This is a genomic window from Paenibacillus sp. FSL L8-0641 (assembly GCF_038006265.1).
Taxonomy (GTDB): Bacteria; Bacillota; Bacilli; order Paenibacillales; family Paenibacillaceae; genus Paenibacillus; species Paenibacillus polymyxa_D.
Genome location: NZ_JBBOUW010000001.1, coordinates 4,597,261 through 4,621,482 on the forward strand (window position 1 = coordinate 4,597,261; position 24,222 = coordinate 4,621,482).

The window sequence follows — 24,222 nt, forward strand, 5'->3', positions numbered from 1 at the left end:
CCTTTTAGAAAATGACTCACTCAACTACCTTCACCATGGTGTCATGATCCGGCTTCAGATTATCCCCATTATATAGAATAAATTTAAATGAAATAGAATCGAAAATGTGAACATCGTGTCAAAGCTGTGTCATAACGATGGCGATTTGATGAAAACAGCCTAAATCCCATAATAAATGTGACATTTCCTATTGATCTATCTTTTTTTCATCATGCAAAAAAAGCCTCTCTTCGTTCGGAGGTTGTACCTCCGACATCTGCAAGAGAGACTTCATAGCGTTATACCTAGGATTCTATCAACAGCCATCTGTTCCTCCGTTCTTTTGAACCCGATTTCGATAGGAGGAAGGTGACATTCCAGCATACTTTTTAAATTTACTATGAAAATAATCTGCGTTCGCATACCCTACGCGTTCCGCCACCTGGTGTACCTTAATTCCTTGTGCAAGCAACTCCCTTGCTCGCTCAATCCTCACCTTATCCAGGTAGGCATTAAAGGCCTCGCCAGTATGACTTTTGAACAATTTGCCCAAATAGCCACTATTGTAATTAAACATATCTGCCAGTAACTCCAATCGCAAATTTTCATCATAATGACTATGAATAAAGTCAATCATTTGTTTCATGATGATGTCCTTGCCACCGGGATCAGTCTGTCCAATCCATTGCAACACATGCTCCAGCGAGTGATCCACCAGCTCGCCCAATGTGGAATAAGCATATACATCGGTTATAAAGCTGGAGTGCTCCTCCAGCACGGTTCGACTGTGATCCTGTCCGGCTGCATACTTGTTCAACGCCAGTGTGAATGTTTGGGCGAATGCCGCCTTGATTGCGGATTCTGTGCGATAAATCCGCGGAAATTGGACTTCCATTTCCTTAATGACACGGGTTGCAGCTTCACTATTAGCCATATCTAGCGCATAGTACAGCTTTTCTGCATAACGTATGGGATCATCTGTGGCACTATCAGACGCTCCACTCATTTCAGTCTCGACTGTCTCCAATTCGTGTAGGTCTCCAGGAAGCATGACTCTTTCTGCCCGGAACAAAAACGTACGCTCCAATAATCGCAGTGCCTGCTCAAAAGATCTGGGAATGTCGTTAAGAATGGCTACAGGATCACCGGCAGCCGCATAAATTTCCGTTGCCCACGGCTTTAGGTCCTGTCGCCAAACAGCCAGTAACTGAACAGCATCTCTCTCCGTTTTTAACGTGGCGGGAAGCAAAAGACCCACATATATTCCAGCCTCAAACACGATACCTCTGCCTTGCTCATGGCACATTTCTGTTAGTCGCTGCTTTGCTGCCGACTGCCGGGCTTGCCGATCCCAGTCAGGTATACGTAAATCTATCAGAATAATCTGATAGCTACTCCAGTCCAATGCTGGTAACGCTGGCTGTTGTCCATGTTTTCCGTTACCGCTTTGATGTTCAGCCTGCTTGGATGCTCTGTGCAGAGAATCGCTGCTTTCTACAGCATTACGAGTATACTCTCGATGAACCGGAAACAATAGAGCTTCGATCCAATTACGCTCATGAGAAGGCGGACTTCCCCATTTGCCGACTTCTTTCTCATCCTCAATGTTTTGCCGTACCCGCTTCAACTCTGTCGTCATTTCTTCCTCATCAACTGGCTTCAGTAGATAGCCATCTACTCCGAAGCCCATGGCTTGCCGTGCATAATCAAAGTCTGCATATCCGCTTAAAATGAGAAAATGATACGGCTCCCCGTTCTTTTCACGTATGCTACGTATAACCTCCAGTCCACTCATCCCGGGCATACGAATATCTACAATGACTAGCTCCGGCCGATGCTCTCCGAACTTATCCAGAGCCTCGCGTCCATTCCCTGCCGTATCGACAATACGGAAGCCACAATCCCCCCAGTCAATAATGGAGGACAATCCTTCACGAATCGCTGGCTCGTCATCTACAATCATTGCTTTATACATTCGACTCTTCCTCCCTTGGTATGGAAAAGTATACGGTTGTTCCTACTTGTAATGCGCTTTCAATATGCAATCCATAACGTTCACCATACATCAATGTCAGACGTTGATGTACATTACGCAGGCCAATACTGCTCCCTTCTGGCTCATCCGTCCCCCTGATCCGAGCTAGCAGACGGGTCAGTTGCCCAGCTTCCATGCCGATCCCGTCATCTTCTACTTTAATTTTCAACTTTCTTTGTTCTATTGCAATATTTACCTTCACGGTAACCGGCTCTTCCTTATTTTCCAGTCCATGAATGACCGCATTTTCCACCAGCGGTTGTATGATTAAGGGAGGAATCGACATGTCCGTCGCATCTTCTTCCAAATTCACTTCATAGATCAAGCGATTTCCAAATCTGAACTGCTGAATTTGCAAATAGGATCGCACCATATCCAGCTCCTGTAGTACCGTCGTTTTACCACTGCCAATCTCCAGATTCCGGCGCATCAGCCTGCCAAGCAAACGCACCGTCGTTGCAATTTCCGCTTCCCCATTCAGATGTGCTTTCATTCGAATAGATTCTAATGCATTAAACAGAAAGTGTGGATTAATTTGGCTGGCCATCATTTTTAACTTGATATCCTTTTGTGCCAATTCCAGCCTGTTGTTGTGCTCACTCGTCTCATAGACCTGCGCCATGAGTTGGCGAATACTACTCACCATATAGTTGAAACGGCGGGATAAATCCCCGATCTCGTCCCTTCCCTCCACACTCGATACCACATGAAAATCGCCCGCGGCTACCTTACCCAGCTCATAGCTCAACCGCTGTAGGCGTTTGGTAATCAGCCAGGAAATGATGGTGATCAGAATCAGTGCCATAACCAGCACTGCAAGAACACATAAAGCACCAATCAGGCTGATTCGGTTGGCTCCCTGTACAATATGCTCCGTCGAAAACACTGAAATAATCGTAAATCCGCTCACACTGGAGGCGGGCAGCAGCTCATCCACGATGATGTTGGAGGGCATTCCGTTGATTTTCGCTTCATATATTCCCTTACCCGCACGCTGGACGTCAAAGCCCAAATGTAAATCGCTCAACGTCTGGCCCACCGACTGCGGACGAGTAGCTGCGACCACAATCCCGTTACGATCTGCAATCAATGTTTCAAAAGGCTCCTTGCTCAGCATATGATTCAACTCGGTCTGACTCAGCGATATCATCAGAACTCCCTTGGTATTGTATTCGGGAAATGGAATTTGCCGTACCAGGCTCAGGCGATTAACCGGGTTATCTTCCTTATCCTGAATGTAAAACCAGTTAATCGCCGTTCCCTGCAAAGCCGTCTGGAACCACTGCTGCCGCTCAATGTTAGAATCCACTGGAATAAACTCCAGATTATTGACAAGCGTCGGATTATACGAATAGAACCGGATAGTAGCAACTTCTCTATATTGCTGAGTATACTCATTAAAATCCTTGTATTGATGGTACGCATTCATCAGCTCTACCATACCCGGATACTGTCGGTTCGCCATCTCCCTCAGCCTTTTATCGAACATGAGCCCATTTGAAATATCCGTTGGCACACGCAGTAAATTTGCCGTCTGGCTCTTGATCTTTTCCACATTGTTTACCGTCTGGGCAATTGCACTATTCAATGCCTGCTCTCGCAAATAAAAAGTAACGCAGCCGCCAACCACCAGCACCGGAATCATGACAATTAGTACGTAGGAGAACAGCAGCTTATTCCGCATACGCATATTACTCATCAGAAGCCATACTCCACGATTCATGCCATCCCTCCCACAAAATAAGCGCTTACATTTTTTTGCGCCTTATCACATCCTCCATCTCGACCTATATGTATGTATCCAGTTTAATGCTTCGTAACCTCTTTATCTATATTTTTTGCAAAATTTAAAAAATGTGGCGAACAGAGTCACCACACTTTACGATTCCTAAACTATTTACGTACAAAAGGTTCGATATGCACTCCCTGCGGTAGCTTGTGCGGATCTTCCGGGTTGATACGGTCATAGAACATAATACCATCCAAATGGTCCATTTCATGCTGTACAACAATCGCTGCATAACCTTTGAACGTCAATAGCTCCTGTGTTCCGTCTGGTAAAGTGGCCTTAATACGAATTTTTTCGTAACGCGGTACATATCCGGCTACGTACCGATCTACCGACAAGCACCCCTCACCCTGCTCCAAATAAATCATGGACGTGGAGTGGCTGACTAACTTCGGATTAAACAACGCATACTCTACCGTTTTGTCTCCATCTTCATAATAAATAGCGCACATTCTTTTGTTCAAACCTACCTGGTTTGCAGATAACCCCACACCCGGGCGCAGTTCATAGCGGGTAGCCAGCTCTTCATTTTGGCTATTTTTCAGATAATCCAGCATCCATTGCATCTGTTGAAGATCCTCTTCAGATAGTGGCAAGCATACCGGATCAACCTTCGTACGCAAAATAGACTCCCCTTCACGCACGATATCCTTCGTGAGAAGCATGTCCATCGATTGATTACTCATTCGTCAGCCTCGATTCATTAAAATAAATATATTTTCATGTGATGTACTGCCATGTAATATGTGATGCGGTGCAAAAACTGTGGGATTTCCCGGTTTTCTGCAAGTTTTATCCCATAAATTATATCTATTCATGAAATGAATTGTCAAAATAAAGCGACGTTTTTTTGGGGGGAAATTGGCGCAATAAAGACCTCTACGGGGGCGTCCTACTCTTTTAGATTAAGTCATTAAATATACACTGCCTTTATTATTTATCACATTAAATGATTTTGTCTCTATATAAAAGCCTCCTAAATCATTTCAATGATCAGGAGGCTTTTGAAAATAATTTTTCTTACTATTAAGATGGCTGCTCCAACGCACTTGGAGCTTCACTAAACAGCTTCGCCTTTGGATTCGGGTGTGTCCAGGTATTATAATATTGCGAGTTCTTGCCGTAGGAGTTGTCAATGACAACGTGCGGCATATCAAGCAGACAGGCCAGAATGTGACCGTGCAGCCGTGAAGTGCGAACCTCGCGGTAAGAGCTGAACAGGGTAACCGCTTTGTTCATGAGATGATCTGTGTACTTGTACCAGAATGTACGCGTGGGCAACGGGCCGCCGATTTTCTTATCCAGTCGGTAAAACTTCTGGAAATAGACAATTCCCTTCACTTCCAGCGGAGTGAACAAAGTATCCCAGTCCAGACGGTGAGCGGCATCTGCCTCGTCATCGAACTTCTTTTGTCCACCCACCGTTTCAATATCAGTCCGCAGGAAATACAATACATCCTTCACCGTTTCCGTAGTCGGCTTCAATGGCCAGAGCTGGTGAGCCATATCAGGACATAGTGTGATACTGCACTGGTTCAGCTTGTCCTTAGCCCACTGATAAGAGCGAGTATCCCGCACAAACATATGTAGATCCGGGTGAGCATTAAACAGGGCAGCGACCTCATTAGCCTTCTGTTCAGATTGAAAGTGGATCGTTTGCGGCATAATCACAATTCGGTGGTTAGGGAAATCGCGAACGATGCGTTCCCGCAAATTTTGGTGATTTGAATAGAGATCGCCGAAGTTGCCGCCGCCGTGACACACGATAATCCAGTCACCCGGGATTTGAAGCTGATCGGGAATATCCATGGCGCTATAACGGGCACGGACACGGATGCCATTATCCTTGAAGAACGCCTCAGTGCCTTTCATGATGAGTACATCCCCACCGTTATTATAGACGGGATAGTCGACATAAATGATATTCGAACCTTGGGGGACTACGTCGAGAATGACGCTCAGCTTGTTTTTCAGTTTAGCCATGGGATGCAAATTCGGCATCTTTCAGTTCTCCCTTCCTGCGCTTCTTTTGTATAGTCTGAATGACAAATGTAATATCACTTTTATCAAAAATGATCCGTGATAGCGGAACATTGAAAAACATGGGGAACGAGAACAGTGAGAACGCCAACCGTACACAAGCGCCTACAAGCAAAGCAATCGCAATGCCGTCCAGACCAAAGATTGGTGTACAAATAAAAAATAGACCAACGGTGATCGCATAGGCTACAATTTGCCGGAACAATACCAGTCCCGGACGTCCCAGCGCGTTAAAGGCCGAAGCCAGAATCCATGAGCCGCCACCAATGATACATTCCAGTGACAGCAGGTAGAACGTTAGCGATGCTTCCAGAAAAGCGGGGCCGTACAGCAAACCCAGCATGTATCGTCCAATGAAGAGAGCAGGCACAATGACGATTAGCATCGCAGCCATAGAGATGCGAAAAGCACGACCTACCGTTTCGACAATCTTGCTGTGCTCCATCCCCGTCACCTTGGGAAAGGTAACGTTTGTGACGGCATTTTGCACCACATTGAACACACGAGACAAGGCGTAGACGACAGAGTACAGACCGAACGCTTTGGGTGATAGCAGCGCCACAATAACGATTTTGTCCGTTTGTGTGGACAGCGTCCCCATCAGCTCCATCCCGTAAACCCTCGCTCCATAGCTATAATAAGGACGAAGCACTTGGCGGCTGGTAAATGGGCGGAAAGCACGCAAATTCATATACTTGCGCAAACGGAGGAACGCCCACACTAGTGCTAGGAAACTCGCGGCAAAATTCACTGCTCCTGCCAGCTGCACATTGAGCAAGCCCATCAGCCACAGTGTCACCAGACCGATGAAATTCAGTAGGGGGTAGTAAAACAACAGACCATTATATACGCTAAATCGATCCAGCCCTTGCGACAATGCTGTCGTCAGCGCTGTAAGCACTGCCAGCGGTATGGCTGCCGCACAATAAAGCTGGGACAGTTGGATGATGTCCGCACCATAACCATTCAGCCACAGCGGCATGCATATCCAGGCCACCGCTCCTGCCAACAAGCTGGCAGGCAACTGAATCCAGAGCGACAACGCCAGCAATTCTTCCGTCGTGCCTGTTTTCTTCTTGATGTTATAAATTAACGACGTTGGTAACCCGAAGCTCAACACACTGCCGATCAGCGTAGGCCAGAACAGAACTGCCGCCAGTTCTCCTTTCCCCTCTACTCCGAGCATACGTGCGGTCAGGATGGAAGTCAGGGTCGTAACGATTAGCACAAAAAAATTGTTAAAGCTCGTGCGCATGATCGTTTTGGCGAGACTGTCACCCGTGAATACTTTCCTTGCTGCTGTCCAAGTGCTCATGTTACGTCCAACTCCTGTTCCTTATTAAGCCTCTCGTCTCTATGCTCGCATCGCGTCTTTTGACGCACCTCCATCAGCCTACCGTTTTTTTGGAATTGCGTTCAGGCAACTGTCCCCCACCAACAGGCTCCTTCGGACTTGAAAAGATCGCTTTCAACGCTCTTCTATAGCCTTGAATGGCAGTATGATTTTTCTTGGGCTTTTCTCTCAAAATCTGATACAACGTCGTCCAATATAGTGCTGCATAACCAATCGGTCCAGATCCCTCTTCACGCAGTAGATGAATATGATTCATCACCCGCATATAAGTAACCTGCTCCATATTGTCGCGTGAGGACGGCGATTCGTGATGAAGTAGCGTAAGCGCCGGGTTAATGTATAACGGACCGCTTTTCATCGCGATGCGCGAAAGTAATAAATCCTCGCCTACGCTATAGCTTTGCAACCAAGGTACCGGCTCTAGACTGCGAATCGCCTCACGGCGAAATGACATATTACAGCCATGAAAAAACTGGGTTCTAAACGTCTTCTTGGCCTTATGCCAGTTATACATCGAGCCGGACTGACCGCTGAGGGACAACCTCCCTTTGGACAAAGACTGCTGGAATGACAGCAAGCATCGAATCGTTCCCATGAAGCTGTTACTCATTCCCTGTGCAATACCGCCGACACCAGCAGCCTGCGGGTAAACCTCATAGGTACGCATCAACTCATTTAAATAGTTGCTCGGCAACTCAACATCATCGTCAAGGAACAAAATAATGTCACCCTGCGCAAGTTCAGCTGTCTTTACACGAGATAACCATAATCCCGGCTGCTCCTTACGATGATATCGGTAGGTAATTCCCGCTCCGCCCAACTGACGCTCATAGCGTTCCAGCACATGCTTCGGCAGTTCTCCGTCGTCAATAATCCATAGCTCGGTTTCACATGCCTCCGGTGCTCCCCCAATGGCAATTGAATTGATGCATCGGGTCAGATCGTCAACCCGATTTCGGGTGCACAGAGCAATGGACAAGCTTAACATCATACTCCCCCTTTATCCTGTCAATGTGTAAAAAAACAGATTACTGAACCGCCGGGCCTAAATATTCGTTATATTTTTGCTTGCGCGGGTTCAGAATGAACAACACCCCCTGCTTGTATCCATCTGCGGCATTAAAATTGCGACGCAGCGTTTCTTTGAGCATCAAGTAGGATAAGGTCCATAAAAGGGCTCCATACTGAATCACTCCAGCCTTTTTCAAAGCAAGAAAATAATAGTGGTTAATCGCTGTAGCCTTGGCTACTTTGCCCGCCTTATCGCGCGAGCTTGGAGATTCATGATGAATAATGGTTAAGTCAGGATTGATAACCAATTTGCCGTAACGGCTCGCTAACTGGCACATGTACAAATCATCAGCCACGGCATAACTGGTCATCCACGGATACGGCTTCATGTCCCGAAGCGCATCCCTCCGAAATGACATATTGCAGCCATGGAAAAATTCTGTATCGAAAACCTCTGTTGCTTCGCCCCATCGCAGCAAAGAACCTGCCAGACTACTAGGCGAGAGCTTGCCGAGGGATGAAGACATCTGAAATGTCAAAACGCCCAGCAGCTTTCCTGCCCGGCTCGAATGTAATCCCTTTGCAATCCCTCCAACACCCACAATCGTTTTATCCTGATCATAGGTATCGAGCAAGCGCCGGATATAGAGTTTATCGTCCAGTTCTGCATCGTCGTCAAAATACAGCACAATATCATACCGCACAAGGGACAAGGCCTCATAGCGAGATAACCAAACGCCGGGACGACTTTTTTTATAATATTTCAAAACGCTTTGAGGCAATCCGGATACCATGTGACGGTACTGCTCGATCTGTTGGTCGGAAATATCGCCGTCATCAACAATCAGCAGTTCTACAGCCGTATGCTCCAATTGCTGCTGTACTGCAATAGATTGTATACAGCGTGTCAGGTCTTCGATCCGGTTGCGGGTACAAATGATGATGGAGACATCGGACATGCCATTACCTCCTGTGTGTGTATCCAGATGCTTTGGAAGAGATATTCAAAGTTTTTCCAATTGCTGGATTATATATGTTTATTGTATCTTTGACAGCGTTTTAGTGTATATACCTCTTTTGTATACTTTTTCAGTCTCCAAAAGGGTAGACAATCCTCTAAAAAGAGTAAAAAAATAGGATTGGCTTCTAGTGCCAATCCTTATTTACCCTTGGAAGTCCAGAAACAACGTCGCATTCACATACCGACGTGCCATGGACAAAAAATAACTATTTTGCACCGCTACTGCTGCCACCAGCAAAGTATTACGCACTGCTTCACACTGGTTAGGGGTCAAATGCTGTAAACGACTGGTGTATTGATCAGCCGCCTGAACCAGCAACTCCTCTGTCGCACCTTCCTGACGCTGCTGTACTGTAACGGAATCTCCGTTATCCTTTACATAGCCTGCACCAGCAACATCGAGCAGTTGGTCTCCGTTCGCATCCAGCTCCTCAAACAAAGTTGAGTAGGCAGCGTACAAATCGACCGGCTGAATCAGATCGTCCGTATCATCTTCGGGCTGTTGGAACAGGATATGAAATAGCTGACGAATGGATTCAAAATCAAGACATGATTTTAAATCTTCTACAATGAGCAATATAGCTGCCTGGTTGACCGAGTATTTTTTGCCGATCTTCGGAGCGCCGAGAAATTCCTTGAAGTCGCGTTTGACCCAATTTTGCATAGATGCTAGTGACACATGGCTGTACTCGACTAGTTGTCCCAGGGAAACAATCTCTTGCAGCGAAAAGGCTGCGCTGTGCTTACCCTTGATGATTTTATCTAGCACAGGTGTCACATCGGTGTATAAAAATGTCGGCATCGCGCTCCCGGAGCGGGCGAGATGGCTATGAGTGCGCCTCCAGGCGTCCTGCAGAACGGCCAAAGGCTGCAATTCGCGGCGACCTTCCATGGCCAGCAGCAAATGGGCCATATCACGACGAGTAAGGGTAAAAGACTCCATCTGCTTTCCTCCCTTTATTACATTTCAAGTTCATTTGAACTCATCATACGCCCTCAAACTAGGCTTGTAAAGTGAAGCAATGAGACGTGCGGGTTCTATTATGCCTTATTTTCTGTGTAAATTGGAGGTAGGCGACCTGCTACGATTCCATATGAACCTTGTATATTTTCTTTTAAGTTCTTAAAATAAGTTCAAGTGAACTTAAAATGGAGTTCCTTAAAAAAATTGAACGAAAAAGGGATGAGTGAAAATTATATGGGTATAGGTGTCAGTCTATTTTTGTTTGCGGTGTTGATTTTATTTAGTGCTTTCTTCGTGGCTACCGAGTTTGCGATTATTAAAATCCGTTCCAGCCGGGTCGATCAGCTGGTTGTGGAGAACCGTAAAAACGCACTGGCGCTACAAAAGGTCGTCAATAATCTGGACGGCTACCTGTCCGCCTGTCAGCTTGGTATTACGATTACAGCGTTGGGACTCGGCTGGCTCGGTGAACCGACCGTAGTCAAATTGCTGGAGCCTCTCTTTCAACAGCTCAACATCAATGGGGATTTTTCACATATCCTGGCCTTTATTATTTCATTCGTCATTGTAACTTACCTGCACGTGGTGATCGGCGAACTGGCTCCCAAAACATTGGCGATCCGCAAAGCGGAAGCTGTCAGTTTGTTAACCTCTCCAGTCATCGTGTGGTTTAACCGGATTATGTATCCGTTTATTTGGCTCCTTAACGGCTCGGCCAATCGTCTGGTTCGTCTGTTTGGTCTTCAACCGGCTAGTGAGCATGAAGAAGCGCACTCTCAGGAAGAAATTCAGATCATTTTGTCCGAAAGCGTGGAAAGTGGTAAGATCAATAACACCGAATATGGCTACGTAAATCGTATCTTTGCTTTTGACGAGACCGTTGCCAAAGAAATTATGGTGCCACGTACAGATATGGTATGCTTGTTTACGAATCGCTCGCTAAAAGAAAACATGCTGACTATTCACGAAGAGCAGTATACCCGTTTTCCGGTGGCGACAGATAGCAAGGATCAGATCATTGGTATGATTAATACCAAACAGCTATTCCTTGAGTATGATCGCAATCCCGAGCTTGTTTTCGACAGCCTGATTCAACCGATCTTGACCGTTCCGGAAGTTATCCCCGTCAACACACTGCTGAAACGTATGCAGAAGGAGCAGGTTCATATCGCTCTCCTGGTCGATGAATACGGTGGAACCTCCGGTCTCATTACCATCGAGGACATTTTGGAGGAGATTGTTGGCGAAATTCGGGACGAATTTGATAAGGATGAACGGAAGGAAATCGAGAAACTGACGGAGAACAGTTATTTGATGGATGGTAAAGTGATGCTTTCCGATCTGAGTGATCTGACTGGCTTGACATTGGACGATGAAGACGTGGATACTGTCGGAGGGTGGGTGTATAGCCGGGTTCCGGAACCTAGACAGGGCAAGGAATTCATAGAAGAAGATGTGAAATTTATCATTCGTGAAATGGGTAAAAATCGTATTCGTCGGGTGGAGATTATTTTACACTACACATCCCCCGCATCTGAATTGGAAGCAGAATCGGACACTTCTTCCCGGGAATGAACCGTGTGACCTGAGCGTTTATCTTTGCACTTGACACTTGTGTTCACTCCTACTGAAATGACATATCTCCAGGGCAAACGGCTTAGGTCGTTTGCCCTGCACGCGTGTAAGGAGGAGCTAGTAAAGTGGATATTTTATCTTCTATTATTATGGGAATTATTGAAGGGCTGACAGAGTTTTTGCCGGTCTCTTCGACGGGTCACATGATCCTCACGGCTGATCTTCTAGGATTAAACACAGAGAATGATACGGTCAAAACGTTTGAGGTTATCGTGCAATTAGGTGCTGTGCTGGCAGTCGTCGTATTATACTGGCGCAGATTCCTGAGCCTGTTTGATTTCAGACGCAAAATCTCGAGTCAGCCACGTCTAAACCTGCTACATATTATTTTAGCCATGATCCCAGCTGGGCTAATTGGCGTACTGTTCCGTGATGTAATTAAGCAATACCTGTTTGGTCCTGAAACGGTTCTCTATAGTTTGGTCATCGGAGGCCTGTTGATGATTGCGGCCGAGAAATTTCATCCGCCCATTAGATCACATACGTTGGATGAGATCACGTACAAACAGGCTTTTACCATCGGTCTGTTCCAAGTCCTAGCTCTATGGCCAGGCTTCTCCCGTTCAGGCTCAACCATGTCTGGGGGCCTATTCGCACGTGTAAGTCATACGGCAGCCGCGGAATTTACATTCCTCGTATCGGTTCCGGTCATGCTGGGTGCATCGGGTATTGATATGATTAAAAGTATGGATCATCTGTCTATGAGTGATTTTCCGGTGTTCGCAGCAGGCTTTATTACTTCCTTTATCGTCGGGATGCTGGCGATCAAAACATTCCTCGGTCTGCTCAAACGCTTGAGTCTGACTACGTTCGCCATTTACCGCTTCGTGCTGGCGGCTGTGTTCTTTTTCATTATTTTATAAGCCATTGTTTGGTACCAATAACCAATAACTAAAAAGGGATATCCATAGGGTCTGAATGATCAGCCTTGGATATCCCTTTTACTATTTTGCAGAAAGGATAGATCGTACTGAACGATCCCCCTATCATGCGTTCTGATTATTGTTTGGATTCCAGCGTAGTCAAATATTCCGAGATTTGAGCTGGCGTTTTAGCGTATTTGCTGTGCAAATGAGCAATTTTTTCGCCATTTCGGAACACGAGCAGACTCGGAATGCCGCGCACTTGATTTTCGTCGGCAATCGGCTGGAATTTCTCCGCATCAAGCGCAAAGAAACGCTTATCCGCGTTTTCTTCAATAATGCCGTCCATAAATTTATCCAGTGTCTTGCAATCCGGACACCAGGTTGTATCAAATTTCACGACGGTCAGACCGTCACCGTTAATTAAATCCTGATATTGCTGCTGAGATTCGATGCGTTCCATTCGTTAGTCCCTCCTAGGTTGTATTTACAAAACATCTCCATATTCACATATGGAATTATATAAACGGAAGCTTATTCTTATATTGTAATGGTTCTTTTATAAATTGCAACTGGGACGGCTACATGTTTGACACTTGTCCCATCATTGCCCGGATCAGCGGTATTGCGTATCATAACGATTGGCTCGGCTAATTTGCTGTAGCGCCTGCCGCTCTTGTTGAGTTAGCGGTGCAATATCCGCAGCAGAAATATTATGCTCCAATTGTCCCAAAGAGCTTGCACCCGGGATCACAGCAGCGACAGTCGGATGTGAAAGGCTATAACGGATAGCTGTCTGCCCCATACTACGGTCCGCCCCTGCAAAAGCCTTTAATTGCTTACGCACGTCCAGCAGCTCTGCTTCTTCGTAGTCTAGGTATCCCTTCGCTGCCTTTTCTTCCCCCTTATCAGCCAATACACCGCTCGCTACGGGTCCACGTGCAATCACGCTGATTCCCCGCTCCTGAAGCAAAGACAGTACCTCTTCCTCTGCACGTCGGTCCAGTAAACTATACTGATTCATAACACTAACGATATTCGAGCGTTTGACATATTCACGGATGACGTGCGGGCGAATGGAGGAAATACCATAATAACGGATGACGCCCTCCCGCTGTAGCTGCTCAAAAGCCTCAATGGTTTCGTCTATCGGATCGTTAATTGTCCCTCCATGCAGCTGATACAGGTCGATATAGTCCGTTCCCAGGCGACGCAGACTTTCTTTAACAGCTGACAGGATATATTTCTTGGACGGGTCCCATTCCCAGCCCTCCTGCCCTGGTATGCGCCGATTCCCAACCTTGGTCGCCAGGATAACATCCTGCCGCCGTCCACGGATCGCTGCCCCCACAATTTCTTCATTGCGTCCATGCTGGTACAAATCAGCCGTATCCAACAGATTTACGCCTTTATCCAACGCTTCATGAATCAAGTAAACAGCTTGCTGCTCCTCCGTACCGACCGACATACATCCCAGGCCAATCTCACCTACCAGCAAATCTGATGATCCTAGGCGGTTTCTTTTCATTTATGCTCCCCTCACTTCCAATAACGTATAACTTTAAATTTTCAATATTTCTCTATTGAATCAATTTCATAAATGATTAAACCAACGAAGTGTATAGTACATATAGACAAATTAAACCATTTTGATCTATATGTACTCTTTATTAAAGCTACTGAAGGTATTATGAAATTGATTCTATTATACGAAAAAAATATACAAAAAAAACAACCCCAAAGGCATAGAGACTCCACGCTCTCCAATCCTCTGAGGTTGTTGTATGAGATTCGTATTCCATCCCATGCTATCCGAACAGCCATTGGACGGCCTTAGGAAATTGACGTTGAAAACAATCCACACGATGCACCGCATCCTGATCCAGCTCAAGAAGCACATCTTTTGCATCCAGTCCCTGTGTCCGCAGCAACTCGTATGCCTGGAGGGTGAGCGGAACCATATCTTTTTGTACATTCGTCTTTCCTTCACCTTCACGGGTCCCGACAGATATATAAAAGCGTTGTGTCCCATCCCTCACAGTTGCACATGATGCAGATTGCATATAATCAATCATACCCGGATACCAATACGAGCCTGAGATAGAACCGACGCGTCCGAATACGTCCTTATACTGGAAGACGGCATACATGGAAATTAATCCGCCCAATGAGGCGCCGATAATGCCCGTATGCTCCGTTCCAGTATGCACTGGATATTTTGCCTCGACGTATGGCATTACTTTTGTAACCACAAACGCCAGATAGGCATCTCCACCACCACCAAAAGCAGGTCTTCCTTCTACTAAAGCAGCTGCCTTCCAAGGCGTATAATCATCCAGCCGATTTACGGGCTGAATACCTACCAGCACCACACGGGGCAGCTCCCCCGTAGAAAAACCTCTTTCCAGCTCATCTAATCCGCTTAGAAATAAAGAGCTACCATCCTGCACATACAGCACCGGATACAGCTCATTATGATTCACGGAGACGGGAGGTGTATAGACGTGCACAAGATACCCATCTAATGAAATTTCATCTACATGACCTTTCATCCTACACAGTCCCCCATGATGTAAATGTATGCATTACAATGCAGCATCCATTTCCTTGATCATTTCAGATACGGATTCCAGACCATTACCTGACAGGTACCAGTAGTTAGGATCAAGGTATATAATATGACCGTTTTTAAATGCATTGGTTTTCTTCACCAGTTCATTCTCCATGGTTTGTTTACCTGTAACCTGCTCCTTGCCTTCTTCGACCACCACTGCTCCACGGTCAACGACAAAAATATAATCCGGATTTTTTTGCTGTACATATTCAAAAGAAACTTTTTGTCCATGCGTGGATACTTTAATGCCAGGATCTACAGGGGTTACGCCAAAAGCATCATGAATGATACCGAAACGGGATTGTGAGCCATATGCGCTCAGGCTTCCTTCATTTGTCAGCACGATCAGTCCTTTAGCTTTGCTCGCTACAGCCTTGTCATGTACGCCCTTGATGGAGCTATCAATCGCAGCCAGTTCCTGCTTGGCAGCATCCTCTTTGTCGAAGATTTGCCCCAGTGTTTCAACGTTTTTCTTAAAGGAATGGATATAATCCTTGGTGTCTACCGCCATCGAAATGGTCGGTGCAATTTTGCTCAACTCTTTATATGCATCAGCTTGTCTGCCGCCGATGATGATCAGTTCAGGAGACAGATCACTGATTTTCTCGTAATCCGGTTCAAACAGCGTGCCCGCACTTGCATATTTGGAATCTTTATATTTGCTCAAATACGTAGGAAGATCCTGCTGCGCCACTGCCGCAACGTCAACACCCAGCTTATCGAGCGTATCCAATGAACCAAAATCAAAGACAACGACATTTTTGGGGTTAACTTTGACTTGGACCGGGTTTTCATCCAGTGCGTGTTTGACCGAGATGGTTTTGGATTCCGTTGTTGCAGCAGAGGAGCCGTTTCCAGTCGTCTCTTGTGTTGCCGGAGCTGCTTTGCCACAGGCTGACGCGATCAGTACCAATGCAAGCATCAGCGTTAAAAACATCATATTTTTCTTCATTTAACATTCCCCCTAAGTGAAATAAACGCAAATTTTATGGTCACCAATCTGTTGAATCGGAATATCCATATCGTACAAGTCCTTTAATACCTGACTATCAATCATCTCGTCTGCCGTTCCTTGTTTTAGCAACCTGCCATCCTTCATCCCCACAATATAGTCTGAATAGCAGGATGCAAAATTAATGTCGTGCAGCACGACTAGAATCGTTTTGCCGAGATCATCAACTAAACCACGCAACGTCTTCATAATCTGAACCGAATGCTTCATATCCAGATTGTTCAGTGGCTCATCCAGGAGGATGTATTCTGTGTCCTGAGCCAAAATCATGGCAATAAAAGCCCGTTGTCGCTGTCCCCCACTAAGCAAATCAATATGCTTGTCCTTCATATCCTCCAGTCCCATGTAAGCCATAGATTGCTCCACCATTTTGCGATCCTCGCTGTTCAATCTGCCCTTGGAATACGGAAAACGACCGAAACTGACTAGTTCCTTCACGGTTAAGCGGATGTTGACATCGTTGGTCTGTTTTAAAATCGATATCTTCCGAGCTAGCTCCTCACTTTTCGTCAGGCTCACGGCCTGCCCGTCAATGAGGATTTCTCCCTCATCACTGTCAGTCAGGCGACTGATCATCGACAACAAGGTGCTTTTTCCAGCGCCGTTAGGTCCAATAAAGGAGGTAATCGTGCCTTTAGGTACAGTGACAGATACCTGATCCACCACATTTTTATTCCCGTAGCGTTTGGTTACGTTTTTGACTTCTACCATGACTTATTCTCCCGCAGCAAAAGGTACAGGAAGTACACCCCCCCGATAAAGTTAATAATGACGCTGACTGTTGTCGATAAGTCGAATACTCTTTCTGCCAGCAGTTGGCATCCTGCCAACGCAATAACACTGACACAGATAGAGGTCGGAATAATATAACGATGCTGATAGGTTTTCATCACCTGATAAGCCACATTGGCCACAATTAATCCGAGAAACGTAATCGGCCCGACAAGCGCTGTAGAAATGGAAATGAGAATCGCTACGATAATTAGCAGCCTTTTGATAATAAAACCATAAGGGAGACCTAAATTAATCGCATGCTCTCGTCCGAGCGACAGCACGTCCAGATACTTGATGAATCTCCACGCATAAGCAAATACGAGCACAAGCACGAATACAGAAAGCCATAACAGTTCGGTGTTTACATTACTAAAGCTGGCAAAGCTCTTGTCCTGAATTTTCGCAAATTCGTTCGGATCAATCAGTACCTCCATAAAGGTAGACAGACTGTTGAATAGTGTGCCGAACACCAGACCAATCAGCAAAAGCACATAAATCCCGCGTCCATCTTTGCGGAAAATTAATTTGTATAGCAGTCCTGCGAACAGCACCATCAGCCCCACCGACAGCAAAAAGTTCACTTCTTTGCTGGTCGAAATGAAAGGAACGGAACCAAATGCAAAAATAATCGTCGTCTGAATCAGCATATACAGCGAATCCAGCCCGATAATACCCGGAGTCAAAATCTTATTATTCGTAACCGTCTGGAAAATAACGGTTGCAAAAGCAATGGAGCCACCTGTCAGAATGAAAGCTGCGATCTTTTTCAATCGTCGTGGCAGCGCGTAATGCCAGGTATGCGGAAGATCTATAAACACGAAAGCAGCAATCAACACAAGCGCGGCAGCGGCTAATATGCCGATTTTTAATTTAGGATTCATAAGCCCTTCTCCTCAGCAGCAAATACAAGAACAACGCGCTCCCGATCACACCCACCGTAAGCCCTACAGAAATTTCATACGGATAAATGATCACCCGCCCCAAAATATCGCAAAACAGCACAAAAACGGCGCCCAAGATCGCTGTATGGGCCAGGCTTTTTTTCAGATTATCCCCCATATACATACTGACGAGATTAGGTACAACCAACCCCAAAAAGGGAATTGTCCCGACCGTTAAGATGACAACAGAGGAAACCAAAGCCACGATCACTAACCCGACATTGACGGTACGCTTGTAATGAACTCCCAAATTGGCTGCAAAATCCTCACCCATGCCTGCAATTGTAAAACGATTCGCATATATGTACGCCAACGCGACCAAAGGAACACTAAGATACAGCATCTCATAGCGACCACTCATAATGAGAGAAAAATCTCCCTGCATCCACGAAGAAATGCCCTGAATCAGATTATATTTGTAGGCAAAAAAAGTCGTTACCGAATTTAAGATGCCTCCAAACATCAAACCGACCAGCGGGATAAATACCGGGTCCTTGAAACGGATTTTATCCAGTATTTTCATAAAAATCAGTGTTCCCCCTAGAGCAAATCCGAAAGCCGTCAGCATCTTCGTCCAGAATTCCGCCGCTCCAAACACCATAATAGCCATCAGCACACCCAATCGTGCCGCATCCATCGTCCCTGCAGTGGTGGGAGAAACAAATCGGTTCCGGGTAAGCTGCTGCATGATCAATCCACAGATACTCATACTCGCCCCTGCGATAATGATACTGATCAATCGTGGGAATCTGCTAATCAGGAGTACCTGCGCCTGATCGTTGGTTAAGTGGAACAAATCAAGTGGAGTTACATCATGAACACCAATAAAAACCGAGGCGAAAGCCAGTACCAGAAAAGCCAGTATTAAATAGCGCAATTTCATCTCTAACTAAGGGAGCCTGTCCAATAACCTGTACCAAGCTTCGGCCCTGTCCTCCCCTCCAATAATGATAATGATTATCAAAATCAACTAGCATAAATTATATCAGTGATATTGTATCTGTCAAATTTTTTTGCAATGAATAAACCATATCAAGAAAGGTGTTAGCAAAACCTGAATAGTCTAAAGAGCGAATGAGCAAATAAGAGCAATATCCTGTAAAATAGAGATGGAATATTTAGGATTGCCCTTTCTTTCATTACTGTAGAAAATATTGGAATTGGGGTTTCATTAATTTGATGGACCAAAAAAACAGGAGGAGAATGATGAATCACATACTAATCGTCGAGGACGATATCGCCTTGAGTAACGGTATTGTTCTTGCTCTTAAAGAACCTAACAACGTATTTACACAAACGTATGACATTGCTGCTGCAAAAGAACAATTGAACATCACTGCTTTTGATTTAGTCATTCTTGATATTAATTTACCAGATGGAAACGGGCTTGATCTTTTAACAGATATACGAAAAAAAACAACTATACCCGTCATCGTTCTGACTGCGAATGATATGGAAACAGATGTCGTCACTGGTTTTGAGCTGGGTGCTGACGACTATATCACCAAACCCTTCAGTCTTATGGTACTGAGAGCAAGAGTTGGCGTTCAGCTAAAGAAATCCAGATACTCGCTTGCAGACTCCACTCAGCTAGACAATTTTTCTTTTTCATTCGAGAGAATGGAATTTATTAAAAATGGTACACCTATTGAACTAAGTAAAACGGAGCAAAAATTGTTGCGCATCCTAATCAACAATCGAGGAAATACCGTTTCGCGTGATCATTTGATAGACAGCATCTGGACTGACGGTGCTGAATATGTAGGTGAAAATGCCTTGTCGGTTACGATAAAAAGGCTACGTGACAAGCTCGAGGATCATCCTTCTTCCCCACAATATATTAAAACGGTTTATGGGCTGGGCTACACATGGGCGTTGAAATGACAACACTCCTATATATATGTATTGGAATTGCCGTTGTTGCTGTATGCACCGCTGTGGGTGCTATTATGCTGTATCGCAGGAGCATCCATAAAACAATGAAAACCATTGAGGACATGCTGGATGCCGCGATAAATGGCAGCTTCTCAGAGGATGTCTTTGATGAATCCGTTCTTTCTTCAATAGAAGCTAAATTCGTGAGATTTCTTTCCATTTGTTCCGTGTCCTCCAAAAATCTGCTTGCTGAAAAGAATAAAATAAATGAGCTGATTTCCGATATTTCACACCAAACGAAAACACCATTGGCCAACATCCTGCTTTATTCCCAACTACTTAGCGAATACGAACTATCACAGGATACCTCCACTTGTGTGAAAGCTCTATCTGCACAGGCCGAAAAGCTTAATTTCCTAATCCAGGCATTGTTGAAAACATCGCGGCTTGAAACGGGGATTATCACGGTAGCGCCAAGGCAAGAATCTGTTCATAAGCTCCTTGATGCTGCACTGGAGCAAATAACGCCAAAAGCAGATGCCAAAGGGATTTCAGTTATTAGGGAGGACACCGTTATTCATGCTTATTTTGACCTAAAGTGGACCAGTGAAGCTGTCTATAACATTATGGATAACGCTATAAAATATACAGAGACAGGCGGAAGCATGGATATAAAAGTGATGGCATACGAATTGTTTTGTCGAATTGATATTACTGATAGCGGCATAGGCATTGCAGAAGAAGAACAAGGGAAGATCTTTACTCGCTTCTATCGCTCCCCTACTGTTAACTCGCAGGAGGGCGTCGGGATTGGTCTGTTTTTAGCTAGAGAAATCATCGCTGCGGAGGGTGGGTACATCAAAGTACGGTCACACTACGGCCGTGGTTCTGCCTTCTCTATTTTTCTTCCTATGGATACTTAATTATTTCAACACCGTTAGATTTCGGAAAGATTGTAGAAAGATTAGTGTGCTAATGTCTGTACTGTAGATGACTACGATACAGACATTTTTTTTGTGGAGGAGAATGTATATGGGCCTATTGAAAACTCAGGCATTAAGGAAGCATTACGGGAACGGAGATACTGCTGTTCATGCCTTAGACGGCGTGAATCTGGAGGTGGAAAGCGGTGAATTTGTTGCTATTGTCGGTACGTCCGGGAGCGGCAAATCTACCCTTCTCCATATGCTGGGTGGACTTGATCGTCCAACAAGCGGAAACGTTACGATTGACGGCAAAGATATTTCTTCACTGAAAGACGAAGAATTGACCATTTTTCGCAGACGAAAGATTGGCTTCGTGTTTCAAAATTACAACCTGGTACCTGTCTTGAATGTCTACGAAAATATTGTACTTCCGATTGAACTGGATGGTAAAGAACCCGACAAAACCCACATAGATAAAATAGCACTTACCTTGGGCCTTGACCACAAAATGAATAATCTGCCAAACAATCTTTCCGGTGGACAACAACAGCGTGTAGCTATCGCCAGAGCACTAGCAGCCAAGCCCGCCATTATCTTGGCAGATGAACCCACCGGAAACCTGGACAGTAAAACCAGTCTGGATGTGATGGGATTGATCAAGGTATCCAGCCAGCAGTTCGCCCAAACAATGGTGATGATTACCCACAACGAGGAAATTGCGCAAATGGCCGATCGGATCATTCGGATTGAGGACGGTAAAATAGTAGGTGGTGCGACTAGATGATCAAAGTAAAAAACAGTAAGGCGGTTCGTAATTTATCAGATAAAAGTTTAAAAGCCAATAAAATCCGTAATATTATTGCGGTTATCGCTATTGCCTTAACCACTTTGTTATTTACATCTCTGTTTACTATGGGAATTGGCGCGATGGAAAGTTTCCAGCAGGCAACGATGCGACAGTCTGGTGGTGCAGGGCATGGTTATCTCAAATATATCAACGATGAGGAATTTAATCAGATCAAAGACCACCCTCTTATTAAAGAGATAGCATATAACCGCCTGTTAAGTGGAAAGGTGACAAACGAGCAATTTTTAAAGCGTCGTGCGGAGTTCTGGTATCATGACGATGTAGGGCTAAAGCTAGGATTGATTGAGCTAGAAAAAGGCCACAAACCAGTGGCGGAAAATGAGGTTATCGCAGACTCGAAGACCCTACAGTTACTGGGTACTCCCCTGAAAGAAGGCGCCCCATTGTCCTTGAAGCTTGAGGTTCACGGCAAAATGGTACAGCGTGAATTTATCCTCTCCGGCTGGTGGAAGAGTGACCCCGCCGCCGGGATAGCCAGAGGTCAAATTTATGCTTCTAAAGCTTATGTAGATGCACATGCCGAAGAATTACGCTACATATATAAGCAGGATCATGATATGACCGGAACCATCAATGCAGGTATCATGTTCGATAACAGCTCGAACATGCGGGAAAATCTTAATAAAGTGATTACAGAAAGCGGTTATTCCCTGGACAAAAATGCACCAAACTATATTAACGGTAATGTTAACTGGGCTTATCTTTCCAACACTTTCAGTTCGAACCCTGAAGCCGTCTTTCCCCTAGCCATTGGTCTGTTACTGATTATGCTTACTGGCTACTTGATCATCTATAATATTTTCCAAATCTCGGTGATGCGTGATATTCGTTTCTTCGGTCTTCTAAAAACCGTCGGCACAACCAGCAGGCAAATCAGCAGAATTATCCGAAGACAGGCATTATTTCTTTCCTTGATCGGGGTTCCCATCGGCTTGCTCGGGGGTTTTTGGGTCGGAAAATCGCTTATCCCTCTGCTGCTTATGAACAATTATAGGCACGCTGAGGTAACCCTATCCCCCAGCCCATGGATTTTTATCGGCTCCGCTCTGTTTGCAGTCATAACAGTTATGATCAGTGCATATAAGCCTAGCAGAATTGCGGCAACTGTGTCTCCGATTGAGGCAGTAAGATACGTAGACGGAGCTACCCAAAAGGGGAAGAAAAAACTAAAAAAATCAACTAACGGTGCTAAGATTCCCCTGATGGCTCGAGTCAACTTAGGGCGCAATAAGAGGCGGACTATTTTGGTGCTGCTTAGCCTTTCTCTAGGTCTAGTGCTACTGAATACTACTTTTACATTATCCCAAAGTCTGGATATGAATAAGTATGTGTCTAAAAGCCATGACACTGACTTTCTGATTGCACATGCTGATTATTTTCAAGAACATTTCACAGGCCCTGACAATGCGACGACGGAAAGCTATATTCAGGCCATAAAGGCACAACCCGGTTTTGAAGAAGGTGGACGATTGTACAGTGGCAGTAATGTACTCACTGTCGAGTATAAAGAGAACAAAGAGGGGTACGAAACCGACGCTCACGGTAACTTGCCTATAATAGCATATGGGCTGGAAGAGTTACCTCTTCATCGACTACAATTAATTGACGGTGAGCTTGATTATGGTAAGCTGGCTTCGGGGAAGTACATTCTGGAGAACGTTAACCTAGATGACAATAACAAGCCGTATTTGGAAAGTGAAAAATATAAGGTGGGTGAAAAGGTTACTCTTCATAACTATATGGGTACAGCAAAAGCTTCGCTGAATCAGGAGTATACCAGCCATGAATTTACAGTGCTTGGTCATGTTAGCGTGAGAACCAATTTGAATATAGACGGTGCTAGTTATGCTAACTTCTACCTCCCGGCGGATATCTACAAAACGCTTGTGAAGAAGCCTGTGGTGATGAGTTATGCCTTTAATGTATCCGACAGTAAAGAAACAACGATGGAGAGCTTCTTAAAGAACTATACCGAAATAAAGGAGCCAACGATGCATTATAAATCCAAATCCACCGTGATTGCCGAGTTTTCAGGTATGCAAAAAACAATTTTGATGATCGGCGGTACGCTCAGTATTATTATTGGTGTGATTGGTATTATTAATTTTGCAAACGCGCTTCTAACTAGTATTCTGACCCGGCATCAAGAATTTGCTATACTACAAAGTATCGGTATGACTACTAAACAATTAAAGACAATGCTCATTTATGAGGGTCTATACTATGTGCTCGGTACTAGCATATGCTCCGTCTTATTAGGAAGCTTATTTTCCGTCTTGATTGCAAGACCCTTGAGTAACGTAATGTGGTTTATGAGTTATAAATTTATTATTTGGCCGCTGATCCTCGTGCTGCCTGTTCTACTCGTGCTTGGGATCTGTCTTCCTCTCGCTATTTATTCTCTGAGCAACAAGAAAACTATCGTAGAGCGACTGCGAACAGCAGAATAAATCCCCCTTAGTCGAAATGACCTAGCAAAAACTTATAGCTAGGTCATTATCGTATGCTTTAAAACCATCTA

General features: G+C 45.1%; 21 protein-coding genes. 6 read left to right on the forward strand and 15 right to left on the reverse strand.

Annotated elements, in window-relative coordinates; translation table 11 throughout:
* Window positions 1-295: 295 nt before the first annotated feature.
* The 8 genes from MKY16_RS20925 to MKY16_RS20960 form a co-directional block, all read right to left on the reverse strand.
* Window positions 296-1,954 carry a response regulator transcription factor gene (locus MKY16_RS20925; RefSeq protein ID WP_340956870.1) on the reverse strand — a complete coding sequence of 553 codons (1,659 nt, stop codon included), beginning with the start codon at window positions 1,952-1,954 and terminating at the stop codon, window positions 296-298.
* The gene (locus MKY16_RS20930) at window positions 1,947-3,737 is read right to left on the reverse strand and encodes a cache domain-containing sensor histidine kinase (protein WP_340933203.1); all 1,791 of its coding nucleotides are present in this window, start codon (window positions 3,735-3,737) and stop codon (window positions 1,947-1,949) included. Before MKY16_RS20930 ends, MKY16_RS20925 begins: the two co-directional genes overlap by 8 nt.
* Before the next feature lie 170 nt (window positions 3,738-3,907).
* Window positions 3,908-4,489 (reverse strand): peptide deformylase, encoded by a 582-nt coding sequence (gene def, locus MKY16_RS20935; RefSeq protein WP_023990342.1) that lies wholly within the window; start codon window positions 4,487-4,489, stop codon window positions 3,908-3,910.
* 340 nt (window positions 4,490-4,829) lie between these two features.
* Complete coding sequence (locus MKY16_RS20940; protein WP_029519250.1) at window positions 4,830-5,804, reverse strand: polysaccharide pyruvyl transferase family protein; 975 nt, start codon at window positions 5,802-5,804, stop codon at window positions 4,830-4,832.
* Complete coding sequence (locus tag MKY16_RS20945; protein WP_028541812.1) at window positions 5,779-7,158, reverse strand: lipopolysaccharide biosynthesis protein; 1,380 nt, start codon at window positions 7,156-7,158, stop codon at window positions 5,779-5,781. The genes MKY16_RS20940 and MKY16_RS20945 overlap by 26 nt, the downstream gene beginning before the upstream one ends.
* A gap of 73 nt (window positions 7,159-7,231) precedes the next feature.
* Window positions 7,232-8,185: a glycosyltransferase family 2 protein gene (locus MKY16_RS20950; protein WP_340956872.1), complete on the reverse strand. Its 954-nt coding sequence runs from the start codon at window positions 8,183-8,185 to the stop codon at window positions 7,232-7,234.
* Between the two features lie 40 nt (window positions 8,186-8,225).
* Window positions 8,226-9,167, reverse strand: a complete 942-nt coding sequence (locus MKY16_RS20955; RefSeq protein WP_029519255.1) for a glycosyltransferase family 2 protein — start codon at window positions 9,165-9,167, stop codon at window positions 8,226-8,228.
* 204 nt (window positions 9,168-9,371) lie between these two features.
* Window positions 9,372-10,172: a DUF1836 domain-containing protein gene (locus MKY16_RS20960; RefSeq protein WP_039273781.1), complete on the reverse strand. Its 801-nt coding sequence runs from the start codon at window positions 10,170-10,172 to the stop codon at window positions 9,372-9,374.
* A 225-nt stretch (window positions 10,173-10,397) separates the two neighbouring features.
* On the opposite strand from MKY16_RS20960, the gene MKY16_RS20965 reads away from it, so the two are divergent.
* Window positions 10,398-11,768 carry a hemolysin family protein gene (locus tag MKY16_RS20965; protein ID WP_029519258.1) on the forward strand — a complete coding sequence of 457 codons (1,371 nt, stop codon included), beginning with the start codon at window positions 10,398-10,400 and terminating at the stop codon, window positions 11,766-11,768.
* Between the two features lie 125 nt (window positions 11,769-11,893).
* Complete coding sequence (gene bacA / locus MKY16_RS20970; protein ID WP_029519259.1) at window positions 11,894-12,691, forward strand: undecaprenyl-diphosphate phosphatase; 798 nt, start codon at window positions 11,894-11,896, stop codon at window positions 12,689-12,691.
* Between the two features lie 136 nt (window positions 12,692-12,827).
* On the opposite strand, the gene MKY16_RS20975 is transcribed toward bacA, so the two are convergent.
* The 7 genes from MKY16_RS20975 to MKY16_RS21005 form a co-directional block, all read right to left on the reverse strand.
* Window positions 12,828-13,154 carry a thioredoxin family protein gene (locus MKY16_RS20975; protein ID WP_025721930.1) on the reverse strand — a complete coding sequence of 109 codons (327 nt, stop codon included), beginning with the start codon at window positions 13,152-13,154 and terminating at the stop codon, window positions 12,828-12,830.
* Window positions 13,155-13,307: 153 nt separating this feature from the next.
* The gene (locus MKY16_RS20980; RefSeq protein ID WP_340956874.1) at window positions 13,308-14,219 is read right to left on the reverse strand and encodes an aldo/keto reductase; all 912 of its coding nucleotides are present in this window, start codon (window positions 14,217-14,219) and stop codon (window positions 13,308-13,310) included.
* A 280-nt stretch (window positions 14,220-14,499) separates the two neighbouring features.
* The gene (locus MKY16_RS20985) at window positions 14,500-15,243 is read right to left on the reverse strand and encodes an alpha/beta hydrolase (protein WP_340956878.1); all 744 of its coding nucleotides are present in this window, start codon (window positions 15,241-15,243) and stop codon (window positions 14,500-14,502) included.
* Window positions 15,244-15,276: 33 nt separating this feature from the next.
* Complete coding sequence (locus MKY16_RS20990; protein ID WP_340956880.1) at window positions 15,277-16,257, reverse strand: siderophore ABC transporter substrate-binding protein; 981 nt, start codon at window positions 16,255-16,257, stop codon at window positions 15,277-15,279.
* A 12-nt stretch (window positions 16,258-16,269) separates the two neighbouring features.
* A complete protein-coding gene (locus MKY16_RS20995) occupies window positions 16,270-17,028 on the reverse strand; it encodes an iron ABC transporter ATP-binding protein (RefSeq protein WP_029519266.1) in 759 nt (252 codons plus the stop codon).
* On the reverse strand, window positions 17,022-17,972 hold the full coding sequence (locus MKY16_RS21000) for an iron chelate uptake ABC transporter family permease subunit (protein WP_340956882.1): 951 nt from the start codon (window positions 17,970-17,972) through the stop codon (window positions 17,022-17,024). The genes MKY16_RS20995 and MKY16_RS21000 overlap by 7 nt, the downstream gene beginning before the upstream one ends.
* On the reverse strand, window positions 17,962-18,915 hold the full coding sequence (locus MKY16_RS21005) for an ABC transporter permease (RefSeq protein ID WP_340956884.1): 954 nt from the start codon (window positions 18,913-18,915) through the stop codon (window positions 17,962-17,964). The genes MKY16_RS21000 and MKY16_RS21005 overlap by 11 nt, the downstream gene beginning before the upstream one ends.
* Before the next feature lie 323 nt (window positions 18,916-19,238).
* Between MKY16_RS21005 and MKY16_RS21010 the strand changes: the two genes are divergently transcribed.
* The 4 genes from MKY16_RS21010 (at window position 19,239) to MKY16_RS21025 (ending at window position 24,151) form a co-directional block, all read left to right on the forward strand.
* Complete coding sequence (locus MKY16_RS21010; RefSeq protein WP_209949891.1) at window positions 19,239-19,916, forward strand: response regulator transcription factor; 678 nt, start codon at window positions 19,239-19,241, stop codon at window positions 19,914-19,916.
* Window positions 19,913-20,830, forward strand: a complete 918-nt coding sequence (locus tag MKY16_RS21015) for a sensor histidine kinase (protein ID WP_340957615.1) — start codon at window positions 19,913-19,915, stop codon at window positions 20,828-20,830. The genes MKY16_RS21010 and MKY16_RS21015 overlap by 4 nt, the downstream gene beginning before the upstream one ends.
* 109 nt (window positions 20,831-20,939) lie before the next feature.
* Entirely contained in the window at window positions 20,940-21,617 is a 678-nt protein-coding gene (locus MKY16_RS21020) for an ABC transporter ATP-binding protein (protein WP_340956885.1), read from the forward strand.
* A complete protein-coding gene (locus MKY16_RS21025) occupies window positions 21,614-24,151 on the forward strand; it encodes an ABC transporter permease (RefSeq protein ID WP_340956887.1) in 2,538 nt (845 codons plus the stop codon). Before MKY16_RS21020 ends, MKY16_RS21025 begins: the two co-directional genes overlap by 4 nt.
* The last annotated feature ends 71 nt before the right edge of the window (window positions 24,152-24,222 follow it).